The sequence below is a fragment of the Streptomyces sp. NPDC049040 genome, assembly GCF_043197715.1.
Lineage (GTDB): Bacteria > Actinomycetota > Actinomycetes > Streptomycetales > Streptomycetaceae > Actinacidiphila.
This window is the reverse complement of record NZ_JBICTO010000009.1, coordinates 20,990-36,392: the sequence shown is the minus strand read 5'-3', so window position 1 is coordinate 36,392 and position 15,403 is coordinate 20,990. Positions and strand designations below refer to the sequence as shown.

The window sequence follows — 15,403 nt, the reverse complement described above, 5'->3', positions numbered from 1 at the left end:
CGCCCGCGCGCAGGGCGGGGCGGCGTCAGCGGTCCTCGGGGTCGTCCTCGATCGGCATCCGGCGCTGCTCGCGCCTGGCCCGGCGTTCGGCGGCCTTGCGCTGCTTGGCCGCTTCCTTCTCCGCGGCGGCGGCCAGCTTGGCGTCGTTGCTGTCGCTGATCAGCTCGGCGATCGAGAAGCGGGTGCCGTCGGTCTGCATGCCGTCGCCGTGGACGTAGAGGAAACCGTCGTCGGTCCGGTACAGCCGCCGCCTGGCGATGCCGGAGGAGTCGCCGATGTATTCGGCGAGGACCTGTTCGAGGCGGGCCAGTGCCTCCTCCCGCGTTCCGGTCACCTCCTCGAGGACCCGCGGCTCGTAGTTGTTGTGGTAGACGCCCCGCCGCTCCGTCGCGATCAATCCCCATCGCACGGCCGTCATGTGCCCTCCCCTGTCGTCAACCGGTCTTGCCGGCAAGCCTGTTCTGCTCTTCCTCGACGATCTGCCGGGCCAGCGAGACGTCGGAGACGTCGACGGCGTCGGGCGCGGCCTCCGCCACGTCGCTGCGCCGCGCGTAGGCGTCGAAAAGCCGCGCCTTGTCCCGCAGGATCGCCAGCAGGCGTTCGTCCACGCCCGTGGTGCCGAGCAGCCGGTGCACCCGCACCGGGCGCAGCTGGCCCATCCGGTGGGCGCGGGCCACCGCCTGGTGCTCGATGGTCGGTTTGACCTGCGGCTCGCACAGGATCACCACGGACGCCGCCTGGAGGTTGAGCCCGACCCCGCCCGCCTCGATCTGCGCGAGCAGCACCGCGTGCCCTTCCACCGCGCTGAAGGCGTCGACCAGTTGCTGCCTCCGCACCGGTGCGACCGATCCGGTGAGCGGCCCGAAGACCGCGGGACCGAGCGCGTCCGCGACCGTGCCGAGCACATCGCGGAAGTAGGAGAAGACGACGACCTTGAGCCCGTTGTCCGCCGCCTCGGCGACGAGTTCACGCAGCCGCCCGAGCTTCGCGGACTTCTCCGGGTCGGCGTAGGCGGCCCTGCGCATGGCCATGAAGTTCCCCGCGAGCACCGCCGTACGGTAGGCGTCCTGGTCGGCGGCGCTGAATTCGGCCCACTCGTCGGTGTGGAGGAGCGCGGGGAGTTCGGCCAGCACATCGACCTGGTTGCGCCGCAGGTAGGCCGGTGCGACCGCCCTCCTGAAGGCCTGCGACCCGGCGGCGCCCGCCCCTTCGGCCGCGCCCGGCCTGTCGAGCAGGCCGGGTTGCAAGTGCCGTACGAGGCTGCGGAATTCGGCGACCCGGTTCTCCATGGGGGTACCGGTCATGAACAGCACCCGCTCGCAGTCCGCGGCCCATTCCGCGACCGCCCGCGTCCTTCTGGCCTCGGGGTTCTTCACGTAGTGCGCCTCGTCGACGACGAGCATCGCGACCCGGCACCCGCCGTCGGCGCCGGGGGCGGGGAAGCCGCGCAGCGCGTCGTAGGTGGTCACGCCCACACCGCCGCCGGCCCGCCACTCGGCGAACGCCTCGTGCCTGCCGGGCCCGTGCAGCGGCACCGCCCGCAGCGCGCTGCGGGCGCGCGTCTCCCGGGTCCAGTTGACCAGCACCCCCGCAGGGCACACCACGAGGAAGTGGGTGCGCCCCTGCGCGGCCAGGTGCGCCAGCGCCGCGAGGGCCTGGATCGTCTTGCCGAGCCCCATCTCGTCGCCGAGCAGCACCCGGCGCTGCGCCAGCGCGAAGCGCGCCCCGAAGGCCTGGTAGCCGCGCAGCGACACCCGGCGGTGGGTGCCGTCGAGCGGCTGGGCGCGTACCCGCTCGACCACGTCGGCGGGCAGGAAGCCCTCGGCCGCCGCCACGTCGGGGCCGCCGCCTGACAGCTCGGCCAGCAGGCTGTAGTAGTCGGCGGGCCGGGTCTCGAAGTCGACCCACGCCTCCACCTCGGACGCCGGGGCCCGCAGCAGGTCGACGGACGCCTGCCCGAGCAGCAGCGGGGTCCCGCGCTTCGCTGCCTGCGCGTGAAGACCGGCCACCGCGTCGACCGCGGCCCGTGTCCCGGCCCTGCGTTCCGCACCGGCGAAGAGCTGCCGCAGCGCACCGCCCGCCTCCGCGGCCCGGGCCAGCGGCGGGCCGAGCCCCGCCTCGACCTGCCGCGCCGCCTCGACGGCTGTGGTCGACTCGGGCCCCGCCGCCACGAGCCGGTGCAGCGCGATGACGAGCGCCGTCGTGCGGGGTTCCCTCCGGTCCACGTCGATGCGCACCGCGACCGTCTCGACGACCGCGTCGGCGATCTGCCGGGCCGCCGCGTAGGCCTGGTCGGCCGTCTGCGGCCCGACCCCGGCGATCTGCCGCAGCCCGTACCGCCCGGCGTCCAGCACCCGGGCCACCGAGGAGAAGCCGGCGGCCTCGATGGCGGCGAGCCGCAACCGGCCCTGGGTGACGTCCTTGAGGCGTGCGGCCGGGATCGACTCCAGCTCATGTGCGGCCAGTTCGTCCACGATCGGGGCAAGTGCCGCCCGTACGGCTGCGGTCGCGCTCTCGTGGTCGGCGAGCAGCGACCGGGCGGCACCGAGCAGCCGCCTGCCGTCCGCCAGGACGTCCCTGGCCTTCCGCCCACCCGTATCGCGCACGACGCCGTCCCTCCGCGGCCATCCTCGCACGGCGCCCGCTGCCTCAGCGGGGCACGAGTACGGTCAGCCACTCGGCGTCGCGCGGCTGGTAGCCGAAGCCCTCCACGAGGCCCGTCACGATCGCCGGAACATGCCCGGCGCCGTAGACCACCGCGACCCGTATCGGCTCGTCGCGGCGCTCCGCGTGGATCGCGCCGAGCGCTTCGAGCAGCCGGCGGTCACGCCGGTCGGTCATGGCGTGCAGCACCTCGTGGTCGGCGAGAGCCTCCGCCTCGTGCGTCGAGGGCAGGTCCTCGACCGCCAGGTCCTCGTCCAGGAAGGCGCGCGGCCCGCGGATCGCGAAGACCAGGCCCATCACGGGCGCGGCGACCATCAGCGTGGCGTACGTCATGCGGGGCAGCGCCCGCAGGTCCGCCATCGCCTCGGCCGCGGTCACGTCCGGGTAGAGCACCGGCACACCGGCGGGGAGCAGGTCGGCGTCGTGCTGCTCGACCAGGCCGTTGCGCCGGCGTCGGGGCGCGAAGCGGTAGGCGAGGGTGAGGGTGCCCACCCCCGCGGAGCGGCCCTTGATGCCCTCCATGACGATCAGGTCGCAGGTGCGCAGCCGCCTCCTGACCTGCGCGTAGAAGGTCGGCGAGGCCACGTGCAGCATCGGGAAGAGCACGAACTGCAGCGGAGTGTCCTTGCGGCGCATCGTGTACACCGCCGACCGTACGGCGTACCCCGTCACTTCCACGATCTGCATGGCGCCCCCCGGTGCCGCTTTCCCGGGAGGACGAAGCGGCGCGCGGGTACGGTTCCCCGCTCTCAGCGGCGCCCGCGGAGGGCGGCGCCCGCTGTCCCGCGGGCGGTGACAACCATCGGTTGTCAACCCCGTCCGGAAGCTGTTGGACCCCCTCGCGGCCGGCGGTGTTGGCTGGTCCCACCGGCCACCGCGGGCCCCGGCGGCACCGCAGGAGTGCCCGTACCGCCAGGCCGCCGAGGACCACGAGGAGAACCGCCGTGAGCACCGCAGCACCGCTCGACCCGAAGGCCGTCGTCACCCGCTACGTCGAGGCGGTGCGCGACGGCGACCTCGACGTCATCCGCGACAGCTTCGCCGCCGACGCCACCTGGGACTACCCCGGCAGCCTGCCCATATCGAAGGTGTGGCAGGGCCGCGACAGCATCATCGACGACTTCCTCGGCGGCATGGGCGGCCGCCTGCTGCCGGGCGCCCCGCTGGTCATCGCGCTCACCGGCATCCTCGCGGACGGCGACCGGGTCGTCGCCGAGTGGACCTCGGACGGCACCACCGCGACGGGTGCCGCCTACCGCAACCGCTGCCTGGGTGTCTTCGTCGTCCGCGACGGCCGGATCGCCTCGGTCAGGGAGTACGCCGACACCCACCACGTGGCCGAGGTGCTCTTCCCCGAGCTCGCCGCCGGGGCGTGACCCGGCCACCCCGGCCCCTCCCCGGCGGCGCGCCGCTCCCGTACGCTGCGGTCTCACGGCGACACGGCGGAGGCGATCACCCTGCTCACCCTCGATCTGCACCCGATCTTCCGCAACAACCGCGACCTCGACGTCGCGCTGCGGCAGGCCCTCTTCAGGGCCGCCGCCACGGGGGTCGACGTGCTCGAGGTCATCCCCGGCAAGGGGACGGGCAAGCTCAGGGACCGGGTGCTGGCCTGCCTGGGGCAGGCGCACCTCAGGAAGCTCTACGCCCGGGTGGAGGTCGACCCGCACAACTCGGGGCGGATCCTGGTCCACCTGCGCTGAGCCCGCAGGGAGCTACGGGCGGCGGCGGGGCTTGCCGCGCTTGCCGCCCCTGGGCGCCGCGGAACCGGACCTTGCGCCCTTCGCGGCCGGCTTCCCCTTCGGCTTCTGCTTGGGCTCCTTCGGCGCCTGAGCCTGGTTCTGCGCCGATCGGCCGCGGGTGCTGTTGACGGTGCGGCCGCGGACGATGCCGATGAAGTCGTCCACCAGGTCGGTGGTCGCGTCCTCCCGCCAGGACAGGGCGATCCGGGACTGCGGGGCGTCGGTGACCGGCCGGTACACCAGGTCCCTGCGGTGGTGCAGCCGGGCCAGCGACTGCGGGACGACCAGCAGGCCGATGCCCGCCGCCACCAGCTCGATGGCGTCCTCGGTGGTGGCGGGGCGTTCCAGCGCCGGGCGGCCGGGGGGCGCCTGCGGGCCGAGGGTGTCGTCGAGCGGGTGCAGCACGATCTCGTCGGCCAGGTCCGCCGAGGTCACCTCGTCCACCGCCGCCACCAGGTGGTCCTTGGGGACCACCACCACCGTCGTCTCCGTGTACAGCGGGATCGCGCTCAGGTCGGTCCTGTCGACGGGCAGCCGGACGAAGCCCGCGTCCGCCCCGCGGGCGAGCAGCAGGCCTGCCGCTTCCGCCGCGGGCACCGGTACCAGGTCGAGCGGCACGTCGGGCAGCCGCTCGTGCCAGGTCCGCACCCACTTGGCGGGTGTCACGCCGGGCACGTAGGCGAGCCGGAACGCGGGAGGTACATCCGAGCCAGTCACCCCGCAAGGCTATCCGTGATGGTCAGGGGCACCACACGCGCTCGTTACCCTTGACCGCATGACGTCGCAGAAGACCGCCCAGACGATGAAGCCCGCCACCGCGGCGAAGAAGCTGGGTGTGTACCTCCAGGCCACCCCCGCCGAGTTCCAGGAGGGTGTCGTCTCCCGCAGCGAGCTGAACGCCCTGCAGGCCGACCCGCCCCAGTGGCTCCAGGACCTCCGCAGTGAGGGCCCGCACCCCCGCCCGGTCGTCGCGGCGAAGCTGGGCGTGTCCATCGCGGGCCTGGCCCGCGGCGGCGTCACGGAAGCGCTCACCACGACGCAGATCGAGGCGCTGAAGCAGGAGAACCCGCAGTGGCTGGAGCGTGAGCGCGCCACCCAGGCCGAGGTCCGCAAGGAAGCCGTGCGCATCAAGGAGAAGCAGGCCGAGCGCGCCGACCGGGCCCGCTGACCCGCACCCCCCTCGCGGCCGTCAGGCGCCCCGCTCGATCTGCGAGCGGATGGTCGGGTCGGTGATGCCGCTGTCGGCGGCGAGCAGGAAGGCCTTGCTGAGGATCAGCGAGAGCCGCTCGTCCTCGAAGGGCAGGAAGACCGCGCCGTCGCCCCCCTCCCCCGCGCCGCCCTTGCCGCGCGCCGGGACGATGCACAGGTAGGCGTCGTCGGGCTCCATCAGGATGTTGGCCGACCCCAGATGGATGCGGTAGGTGCGCAGGTCGCCCCTTACCGAGAGCCACCGGCCGTCGAGCGAGCAGCGGTCCGCGATCTTCAGGCGCGGCACGATCCGCTCCAGCGCCTCCCGGCGGACCTCCGCGTTCGCCGTCAGCTCGCCGAACCCGGCCCGCTCCAGGAACGCGCGCTCGGGACCGCGGTCATTCCAGTCGGAGTCGGCGGCGATCGACGTCACACCGACGAAGAGGTCCACATCGCGCATCGCCTCGCTGAACACCAGCGGCGGCACCTCCGCGAGCCGCGCCTCCCGCCAGCCGCCCTCCTCCCGCCGCGCGAAGCAGACCCGGCCGGTCGCGGCCGACTCCTCCTCCCACGGCCATTGCGCCAGTGCGTGGCGGAAGCGCACCCGCCACTCCCCCGCCGCCAGGGTGCGTACCGCCTCGTCCTCGTCGCCGCCGTCCCACGGGCCGAGCAGGCCGCTCGACCAGCCGCGTGACCTGAACAGGGCGAACATCCGGCGGTAGTGCACGATCTGCCCGGCGAAGCGGTCGGAGTGGACCCCGGCCTCCTCCTCCGCGGGGGTCAGGAAGTAGATCTCGCGGAAGGCCTGCTTGAAGGGCTGCCGGATACGGCGTTCGGTGAGCAGGTCCCGCCAGGCCCTTGTCGCGCCGGGGTCCGAGCGGATCGGGTGCCACAGGCGGACCGGGCGGTCGCCTGGTGCGTCGGGCAGAGCGCCCGCCTCGGGCAGGAAGGCCCGCCACTCGCCGGGAGCGGCCTCGACCTCCCATATCAGCCGGCCCACCACGGCCCGGGCGAGCGGATGCCCGGCCAGCTCGGTGCGCCAGCGGCCGTACGGCTGGACGGCACCGACGGGGAAGCCGCCCTCCAGCGCCCGTGCGAGCGTGCCGAGCTGGACCCCCACCCGCTTGACCAGGTCGCGCAGCTCCTTGACGAGGTCGCCGTGCTCGCGGCGGACGGGCGCCGGTGCGCCGCGCAGCGGCCGGCCGTCCTTCGCCCAGGTCAGCACGGCGGTGTCGGTGACGGTGACGACGGCCTCGTACCCCGCGGCCGCCCGGCGCAGCACCCCGTCGGCGTCGAAGCCGAGCGTCGGGAGCCGCAGCGCGACATCGGTCCGCCCGGCCAGCGCCGCGTCGACGTGCTTGAGCATCCTGTCGAGCTGCTTGGGCACTCCCGCGTGCCTGACGGCCGCGCGGGCGGTGCGTATCGCGGTGGCCAATTCCGGCGTCGGGAAGTCCTGCCCGGCACGGACCAACTCGTACAGCAGCGCCTGCGACGGGAGGGTCTTCGCCGGTGTCGGGGCGACCGTGATGGCGGGCAGCAGCCGGTCGAGCAGCCCCGGCAGCCAGGGCTCGTCCCGCAGCAGTGCGACCCGCGCGGCGTGCCCGAGCGCGACGACCTCCCGCGGGCCGAAGGCCTTGTCCGCCACGTACGGAATCGTGCCGGCCTGAACAGCGTCGGCGCGGTCGGCCGCCGCCTCGAGGGCGCGGCGGGCGAAGGCGGCGTAGGCCGGGATGTCCGCGATCCGCCGCCACACGTCGTCGAGGGGCGGCGGCGACGTGTAGGACTCGCGCAGGTCGGTCTCGGACAGCAGCGCCTGCTCGGCCGGGGTGAGGCCGGCGAGGACCGCGGTCTCGTCGCTCGCGAGCCGGCCGCCGCCGCGGTCGACGCGCTCCACCACCGCACGCAGCGCCCCGTCGCCCGCGAGCCCCGCCACCGCGAGCAGCGCGTACGGCTGGCGCGTGTCGTCCTTCTCCAGCCGGAAGGCGATCAACTCGCTGGCGTGATCGGCGACATCGGGCCACGGCCCGGTGCAGCGCAGCAGCGCGCCCGCCGCGCGGGCGAGGTCCGACCAGTCGCGCTCCTCCTGCTGGGCGACCAGCGCCTCGAACATCGCGCGGCAGGCCTCGGGCGTGTAGCGCGGCTGCCGCCCCTTGCCCTCGTCCTCGACCGCCATGCGGACCCGCGTCATCGGATACGGGGCGGAACGGCCCACCCGGTAGGCCGCAGGGAGCAGACCGCCGAGCTCCACGTCGGACAGCTCCGACAGCTCGGAATACCGGAAGTCGAGGTCGAACTCCGGGTCGGTCAGTGCACGCATCAGCCGGGGTGCGAGGTCCATCAGGCGCCTCGTTCCATCACGTGGGACATGGGGGGGATTCTGGCAGTCACCACTGACAGGCGGGCTCGGGCCTGTGGCCGACGGTGGTGTCCCCGCCCGCCTCCGTGCCCGCGTGCGCCTCCGTGCCCGAGCCTGTGCCCGCTTCTGTGCCTGTGCCCGCCTCCGTGCCCGCGTGGCCTCCGTGCCCGAGCCTGTGCCCACCTCTGTGCCTGTGCCCGTGGCGGCGGTCGTGGCGCTTCGTGTCACGGCATGTCACCGGCCCGCATGGTGCAGGGGCGCCCACACCTCGGGGTAGGGCGCGAAGCGGTCGCGGAGCCTGCGGGCGGTGCGGGCCAGCGCCACGGAGGCGTCGCCCGGGCAGCCGGCGAGCTCGGCGTAGAAGTGCCGGGCCGCCCACTCCGCCACCGGGTCGGGGATCCGCCACTGCGTGCCGATCACCTCGGCGAACCCCACGAGTTGCAGCGCGGAGGTGAGGTGCACCGCCTCATCCACGAGGTGCGCCACGGTGTGGGTGGTCTCGCACGCGGACAGGTACGCGAGCCGGCCTGCCGTGTTGCGCAGGGCGGCGATCTCCCCGACGGTCAGATGGAGCCGGGGCAGCAGGAAGCGGCTGTCGCCCGGGTCGTCGGGGTCGGCCTTCGCGTGCAAGGCCAGATGCAGGTGCGTGCAGGTGGCCACCGCGGCGGTCAGAGCCTCACGCGGCGCCCGCGCCGCGTCCATCGGCTCGACCCCGAACAGGCCCGCCACATGCCGTACTTCGCGTGCGGCGGCGGGCAGCGCCACCCCGTCCGCTGTGGCGCCGCCGACGTGGATCACCGCGGCCTCGTACGCCTCGGGCTCCGCGCCGGCGCGCCGCCGCGCGTGGTGCAGCGCCGTCACCGTCGGGGTGTACGAGGGCACGGTCACGTCGAGCACGCACGCTCCGGTGTCCCGGTCGGTGGCGGCGTGCAGGGGCAGTTGGCACAGCGCCTGGGTCGGCACCCACCACAGTCGGCGCTCCGCACCGGCGCTCGGGGCCGGGTCCGCGCCCGCACCCGCGGCTGTCGCGGCCGGTTCGGCGGGATGCGGGAGCAGCGCGTCCAGGACCGGTGCGGCCACCGCGTGCCACAGCAGGTCCAGCGTGGTCGTCACCCTTTCCCTGGCCGCCTCGGCAGCGGGGTCGTCCTCGGGGAGTTCGCCGTCGCCGGCGGTCCTGGCGTCCCGGTGGAAACGGGCCACCGTCTCCTCCAACCCGTCGGCGTCCAGGCCAGGCAGCGGTACGGTCCGCAGCCCGCCGCCGGTGAGCAGCAGCGCGTCGCAGCGGTAGGAGCTGATGTTCACCACCGCCACCGGCCCCTCCGCGGCCTCCTCCAGCAGCTCCGCGACGTCCGGCAGCCGCTGGAAGCGGGCCGCCCCCTGGACCGGAAGGGACCGCACGGCCTCGACGACGAGGGCGAGTTCGCGCTCCAGGTCACGCCGTCGCTCCCGGTGCGCCCCGCCGTGGGGCTGCGCGCCGGTGGCCCGGTGGGCGTCGAGCGCGTCGAGTTCGTCGCGCAGGGCGTCGAAGCGGTCGGCGAGCGCGGGAGCCGCTGCTCTGACCTCCGCGGTGTCGGTGCGGATACCGAGGGTCCGGTTGAGGAGGACGCCGCGGCCCGACTCCAGCAGCGCCAGGGCCCGTTCGGGGTCGTCGCACGCGAGCGCCATCGCGGCGGCGTCGCTCGCCAGCCCGGCGAACTCGGTCAGCCACCGCTGCGCGTCGGGGCGTTCGAGGCGGCGGGGGGCCGCGGCGGGCAGGAGTTCGACGGCCAGTGCGAAGGCCCGCGCCGCTTGTGCGGGGAGCCCGCGCTCCGCCGCCAGCCGCCCCCACGACCGCGCGGCCCTCATCCGCACACCGGGGTTGCCCGCCTCGGCGAGTGCCGCGGCACGCAGCGCGGTCATGGCGCGGAAGACGTCGTCGCGGTCGGCCGACCGCGTGTGGCGGGCGTCCAGGAGGAAGGCGAGGTTGGCCAGTTCCTGCGCCCGCAGCGGCTCGTCCGCGGGAATGTCCGCCACCAGGGAGGTCGACAGGTCCACCGCCTCGTCCAGGTCCCCGTCCCGCCCCCGCGCGTGCAGGGCAAGCGCCAGTGCGGACCGCAGCGCGCGGCCCGGCCCGCCGGCCTCGGACGCGCCCGGCGTCGCGGTATGGCGCTCGGCGAGTGCCGCGAGCGCCGCTCTGGCCGTCCCGACCGCCTCCTCCGCGGCATCGCCCCCCGCCTCGCCCGCCGCACCGCCCAGCCGAGCGGACGAGGCGCGCAGCGAGACGACGAGGTTGTTGATGCGCAGCGGCAGGTCAGGGTCGCCGGCCAGGCTGCCGGCGACCGCCGCACGCAGACGCAATACCGCCTCGCCGAGTGCGGCTTCCTCGCCGGTCGCCTCGTACCAGGAGTGCAGTGCCATGCCGTAGGCGTCGCTGATCGTCGCGAAGTCCGGTGGCCGGGCGGGTCCTGCCAGCGCCGTACGCAGCTCCGCGACGGCCTCCGCGAGGTCGTCCCTGGTGCCCAGGCAGTCGTAGCGCTCGGTGAGGGCGGTCGCGAGGTTGCTGCGCAGGCCGGGCAGGTCGGGGTGGCCCGCGGCGCTCTCGGCCGCCGCCACCGCGGCCCGCTGGGAGTCGATGTCCTCGTCGAGATCGGCAAGATCGCCGAACCGCGTGTAGCGCTCGTAGAGGGCGCCGCCGAGGTTGCTGAGGCGGTGCGCCAGGTCGGTGCCGGGGGCGGCGCGCTCCACCGCGGCGCGTGCGGCCCCGATCGCGTCGTCCGCCGCGGCCCGGTCGCCGGCGCGGGCGCGTGCGGTGAGGGCGAGACCGAGGTTGTTCAGGTGCATGCCGGAGCCGGGGTGGCCGGGGCCGGTCAGTTCGAGCGCCTGGCGGTGCCGCCGGATCGCGGCAGCGAGGTCGGCCGCGGTGCCGGTGGCGCCGTAGCGGTCGAAGTGGGCGATGCCGAGGTTGCCGAGGTAGCCGGCCCGGTCGGCGGGTATGCCGACGGCGAGGGCAGCCGCGGCCTCGCCCAGCGTGATCGCCTCGTCCAGCAGGCCGACCTCGTCGGTGAGGCGGAAGCGGGCGTGCAGCACATCGGCCAGGGTGTCGAGAGCGACCGCCCGCCGCTCCTCGTCCTCCCCCGCGGCGGACACGGCGGCACGTGCCGCTGCCTCCGCCTCCCGCGAGACACCGGTGTCCTGCCGCTCGGCGGCCCAGGCGGTGAGCACGGCCGCGGCGACCTGCGCCACCTGGAAGTCGGGCCCCTCCCCGGCCCCCTCCGCCACCCGCGAACCGGCGCCCGCACCCGCGCCGCACTCCCCCGCGGCACCCGCGGCCCCCTCCCGCGAACCCGCGCCCGCACCCCCGGCCCCGAAGCCGCCGGACTCCCCCACGGCACCCCCGGCCCCCTCCCGCGAACCCGCGCCCGTACCCGCGACCCCGAAGCCGGGCTCCCCCACGGCACCCGCGGCACCCTCCCGTGAACCCGCGCCCGCACCCGCGGCCCCGAAGCCGCCGGGCTCCCCCGGGGCACCCGCGGCCCCCTCCGCCACCCGTGAACCGGCGCCCGCGACGGCCTCCCCGGCCCCGCAGCCGGGCTCCCCGGCCGCCCCGGCGGAGCCGCCGGCGGACAGTGCGGCGCGGACCAGGGTGACGGCCTCGGTGAGGGCGTCGGGGTGGCCGGCCGCGTGGCGTTCGGTGAGCAAGCCCGCCAGCAGGCAGGCGCGGCGGAGTCCTTCCACGCCGTCCGCGGGGCCGGTGGCGGCGAGGGCGCCGCGGGCCGCTTGCGTGGCCCTCTCGGCCGTCTCCCGGTCACCGTCCTCGGCGAAGCGGTAGCGCAGCACCTGGGCGAGTTCCGCGTACTCCTCGGCCACGTCGAGCCCGTGCTCCAGGCACTCGGCCACCGCCTCGGAGGCGGCCTGCTCGGCTCTGCCGAGATCATCGGCGTCGCCGGTGAATTCGTAGCGCAGCCGCCACGCGTATGCCAGGTTCAGCCGTGAACCGCCGCCCGCGGCAAGGGCGTCGGTCACCGCACCGGCCGCCTCGGCGAGCAGCCCGGGTTCCGCCAGGGCACTTCCCGCGCGCAGCAGGACGACTCCCGCGGCGGAGAGCACCATGATCCGGGTGGCCCGGTCGTCACCGACGGCGTCCACGCCCCGCCGTACCGACGCGACGGCCTCCCGCACCATCCCGGTGTCACCGGTCGCCTCGGCCGACTCCATCCGGGCCTCGGCGAGTTCGACGAGTACCGCGGCAGCGGCGGGCAGCGCGGCTCCACCGGAGGCGTCCGGCAGCGCCACCACGGCAGCGCGCTCCAGCGTGTCCACGGCCCGTGCCCATGCCGCCGGGTCGCCCCGCCGTGCCGACTCGCCGTGCAGCGCGGCCACCGCTTCGAGCAGCCGCACCCGCTGCTCCCGCCCTGCCGTCGCGGCCAGCGCCTCCCAGCGCGCGACCAGCCGGTCGATCCGGCGCGGGTATCTTTCCCGCACGGTCACCCGCGTCGCCCGCCGTAGCGCGGGCTGCCGCAGCACCCACAGGAACCACCGGGGCCGTCGCGAGGCCATCGGCCGCTCAGGAGTCCGCGGCCGGCGGGCGGGAGCTCCGCTCGTCCTCGGGTGCGGTGTCGTGGACGAGGACGACGGTGCGTTCGCGCAGCGGCTCGGGCGGCGGTACGGCGTCGGGGTCGATCCGCTCGACGCGCGGGTCCGCCGCGCGCTCCAGCCTGGCGTTGGCGGCGTCGAGGGCCTGGTCGTCGTCTGCCGCGAGCGCGGCGGCCACGGCGGCGACCGCGGCGGCGGGGCGCTCCCACCGGTCGGGGCGGCGCCGCCATTCGAGGACGTCGGCGAGCAGCACGTGCGCCCGGGCGCGAGTTGCGGCCTTGATACCCGAATCCGGCGAACCGCCCGTAGAATTCACGCACTCAAGGTAGCGGCCGCTTCACGGACTGCGGAGGGTGAACTCCGAATGCCCGAACTGCCCGTGGTGGAGCAGGAGGTCACCGCCCACGTCTTCGTACGGCTGGACAGCCCGGCCGCTGAGGCGGCGCAGGCGGCGCTGTGGGCGATGTGGGACCGGTTCCGGCAGGCGCAGCGCGCGGACCGGCCGTTGGGGGCGACGACACCGGCCGAACGTCCCGCCGAGCTGCCGGAGGCACCGGTGCACGGCCCGGTGACGGTCGCCGGCGTACAGGACACCGCGGGGCTCGACCAGATGATCGTGCGCCGCGACCGCGAGGTGCTGAACCTCTCGATGCTGCTGGGCACGGCACCGGGGCGGACCTGGGCGGCGCTGGAGCGGCGGATGGACGGGATCCTCGGGGCGCCGGGCCCGGATGTCCTCGGCGCCGCGGTGCTGTCGCTCGGCAAGACCGCCGACACCGGGCCCAGCACGCTGGACCTGGCGGAACAGGACCGGGGCGACGACACCCGCAGCCTGCGCCGGCTGCGGCTGGTGGGAAGGACCGGGCGGGACGGCGACCTGTCGGCGCTGGCCTGGTCGGCCTCCCGGAGCGACGCCATGCCGGTCTTCGTGCGGTATCTGATGCACATGGCCGCCGTGCGCCACCAGTTGCGCGCGCACGGCCGGTTCGCCCGGCGGGTGCCGCAGGGAGGCGAGCGCCCGCGAGCCGTCATCGGCGTGCCGTACGGCGACACGGATTTCCGGACGCTGGACACTCCCGAGGACCGGTTGAGTGCGCTGCGCGCTGCGGTCGGCGCCGCGTGGGAGAACGCGGAACAGGCCCTGCGGCACTGCGAAGCGCACGGCATGGCCGGACTCGCCGACCGGCGGGTGCTCGACGACGACCGGGACTTCGTCCACTGGTTCACGCGGGACCTCTCCGACCACGCGGCACTGCTGCGGCTGGCCGACGGGGGCGGCAGCCAGGACGAACGCAAAGTGGCGGGGGAGCAGTTGGCCCGGAAGGCGCAGCCGATGGCCCATGGCGCGGGGACGCGGCGGCCGGTAAGGGTGCTCTCGGTGATCGACGAGTGGCTGCCGGCGAACGGCGGCGTCAGCGCCCTGAACCGGAAGCTGTGCATCGCGCTGGTGGCCGCCGGCGCCGAGGTCTACGTCCTGCTGCCCAGGGCCACCCGGGCGGAGCGGGACGACGCGCTGGACAAGCACGTCGTCCTGGTGGACGCGGAACGGCCGGACCTGCCCGGCAGGGAGTCGCTGATGCGCCGGGCGCCGCTGCCACCGGGGGTGGTCCCCGACCTCGTCATCGGCCACGGCAGGCTGACCGGCCTCGCGGCCAAGGCCCAGACCGAGGACCATTTCGTCACCGCACGGCGGCTGCACTTCGTGCATGTCGAGCCCAACAGGAACGAGTGGTTCAAGGGCGGCAGGAGCGGCGACCCGGGTGCCCGCGCCGCTCAGCGCACCTGGCTGGAGTTCGAACACGCCCTCGGCGCCTGGCGGGTGCTGCCGGTGGGGCCGCGCCTCGAGGCCATGGTCGCGCGTGAGCGCCAGATCCCGAAGTACCGGGATCTGACCTCGGTGCGGATCGACCCGGGGTTCGACGACGGCCGCCCGGGGCCGCACCCCACCCCGGCCGGGGTGCCGCAGTTCCTGCTGATGGGGCGGATGCAGGACGACGACGGCAAGGGGCTGAACATCGCGAGCCGGGCGCTCGGCCGCGCGGCGCCGGAGAGGTCGGAATTCGGGCAGTGGGAGCTGCTGGTCCGCGGCGCTCTGGAGGACACCTCGGACCAGGTGCACTCCGCCGTCGAGAAGCTCGTCGACAATCCGGCGATCGATGTGACCGTGCACCCCTACACCCCCGAACTGGCGCTGGTCGAAGGCGACCTGGCGCGTTCGAGCCTGGTGCTGATGCCCTCCCGCGCTGACTCCTTCGGCCTCGTGGGGGTCGACGCGGTGAGCAACGCGGTGCCCGCCCTGATCAGCGGGCGCAGCGGTCTCGGCATGCTGCTGCGCTCGGTGCTTCCCGCCGACTGGGCCGAGCAGGTGGTGGTGGACGTCGCAGGCCAGAAGGAGCGCCTGGAGGAGGACGTGGCCCGCTGGACCGCGAAGATCAGCAACATCATGTACGACCTGCCGCACGCCTTCGTCAGGGCGGGAGCGCTCCAGCGGATGATGGCGGAGAAGGTGACGTGGGCGGACGCGGCCGCCCGCGTGCTCGGCTGCGCGGACGGCTGACGCCGCCTTCCACGGGGCATGCTCCGGGCCGCCCCGGCCCGCGCGGTATGAGGGCCATGCGGGGAAGGCCCGTGCGGGGAGCGGGGCGGCCGGCGGGTGCGTCGGCGGCGGCGACCGTGGGGTCCGGATCAGTGGGTCTGCACGGCTCTCTCCTCTCGCGAGGGCATCACCGGCGCCGAATGTCCGCCGGCGGTGTCCACGGGACCAGCAGGACGGGCCACGCTCCCGGCCGTTCTGGAACAGACTGGAAAAGTCCGGAAAGGCGGCGGCCCGGACCCCGCGGTGCCGGGCCAGCGGCGTCTGCGGGGGGGGCGGCTCATGGGC

Annotated in this window: 11 protein-coding genes; 4 read left to right on the top strand and 7 right to left on the bottom strand. The window is 75.1% G+C overall.

From position 1 onward, the window contains the following. Nucleotides 1-25: 25 nt before the first annotated feature. From ACGFMP_RS22710 to ACGFMP_RS22700, 3 genes are read right to left on the bottom strand one after another with little or no spacing between them, the layout of a single operon-like run. A complete protein-coding gene (locus ACGFMP_RS22710; protein WP_393674708.1) occupies nucleotides 26-418 on the bottom strand; it encodes a hypothetical protein in 393 nt (130 codons plus the stop codon). A 16-nt stretch (nucleotides 419-434) separates the two neighbouring features. Beyond that, complete coding sequence (locus ACGFMP_RS22705; RefSeq protein ID WP_393674706.1) at nucleotides 435-2,606, bottom strand: DEAD/DEAH box helicase; 2,172 nt, start codon at nucleotides 2,604-2,606, stop codon at nucleotides 435-437. Nucleotides 2,607-2,649: 43 nt separating this feature from the next. Next, nucleotides 2,650-3,351 (bottom strand): hypothetical protein, encoded by a 702-nt coding sequence (locus ACGFMP_RS22700; RefSeq protein ID WP_393674704.1) that lies wholly within the window; start codon nucleotides 3,349-3,351, stop codon nucleotides 2,650-2,652. 257 nt (nucleotides 3,352-3,608) lie between these two features. Between ACGFMP_RS22700 and ACGFMP_RS22695 the strand changes: the two genes are divergently transcribed. Both ACGFMP_RS22695 and ACGFMP_RS22690 read left to right on the top strand, forming a co-directional pair. After that, nucleotides 3,609-4,040: a nuclear transport factor 2 family protein gene (locus tag ACGFMP_RS22695; RefSeq protein ID WP_393674702.1), complete on the top strand. Its 432-nt coding sequence runs from the start codon at nucleotides 3,609-3,611 to the stop codon at nucleotides 4,038-4,040. Nucleotides 4,041-4,085: 45 nt separating this feature from the next. Further along, nucleotides 4,086-4,367, top strand: coding sequence for a Smr/MutS family protein (locus tag ACGFMP_RS22690; protein WP_393674976.1), 282 nt, complete (start codon nucleotides 4,086-4,088; stop codon nucleotides 4,365-4,367). Nucleotides 4,368-4,379: 12 nt separating this feature from the next. On the opposite strand, the gene ACGFMP_RS22685 is transcribed toward ACGFMP_RS22690, so the two are convergent. Continuing rightward, nucleotides 4,380-5,123 carry a LysR family substrate-binding domain-containing protein gene (locus ACGFMP_RS22685; RefSeq protein ID WP_393674700.1) on the bottom strand — a complete coding sequence of 248 codons (744 nt, stop codon included), beginning with the start codon at nucleotides 5,121-5,123 and terminating at the stop codon, nucleotides 4,380-4,382. Between the two features lie 58 nt (nucleotides 5,124-5,181). Here ACGFMP_RS22685 and ACGFMP_RS22680 point away from each other — a divergent pair, with 58 nt between their 5' ends. Next, nucleotides 5,182-5,574, top strand: coding sequence for a DUF5997 family protein (locus ACGFMP_RS22680; protein WP_393674698.1), 393 nt, complete (start codon nucleotides 5,182-5,184; stop codon nucleotides 5,572-5,574). 21 nt (nucleotides 5,575-5,595) lie between these two features. Here ACGFMP_RS22680 and ACGFMP_RS22675 read toward each other — a convergent pair whose 3' ends face one another. The 3 genes from ACGFMP_RS22675 to ACGFMP_RS22665 all read right to left on the bottom strand — a co-directional run bounded on the left by ACGFMP_RS22675 (nucleotide 5,596) and on the right by ACGFMP_RS22665 (nucleotide 12,838). Next, nucleotides 5,596-7,932: a DUF4132 domain-containing protein gene (locus tag ACGFMP_RS22675; RefSeq protein WP_393674696.1), complete on the bottom strand. Its 2,337-nt coding sequence runs from the start codon at nucleotides 7,930-7,932 to the stop codon at nucleotides 5,596-5,598. A gap of 252 nt (nucleotides 7,933-8,184) precedes the next feature. After that, nucleotides 8,185-12,486 (bottom strand): CHAT domain-containing protein, encoded by a 4,302-nt coding sequence (locus ACGFMP_RS22670; RefSeq protein WP_393674694.1) that lies wholly within the window; start codon nucleotides 12,484-12,486, stop codon nucleotides 8,185-8,187. Between the two features lie 7 nt (nucleotides 12,487-12,493). Beyond that, a complete protein-coding gene (locus ACGFMP_RS22665) occupies nucleotides 12,494-12,838 on the bottom strand; it encodes a CATRA system-associated protein (RefSeq protein ID WP_393674692.1) in 345 nt (114 codons plus the stop codon). A 48-nt stretch (nucleotides 12,839-12,886) separates the two neighbouring features. On the opposite strand from ACGFMP_RS22665, the gene ACGFMP_RS22660 reads away from it, so the two are divergent. Next, nucleotides 12,887-15,079 (top strand): CATRA conflict system CASPASE/TPR repeat-associated protein, encoded by a 2,193-nt coding sequence (locus tag ACGFMP_RS22660; protein ID WP_393674690.1) that lies wholly within the window; start codon nucleotides 12,887-12,889, stop codon nucleotides 15,077-15,079. Nucleotides 15,080-15,403 lie beyond the last annotated feature (324 nt).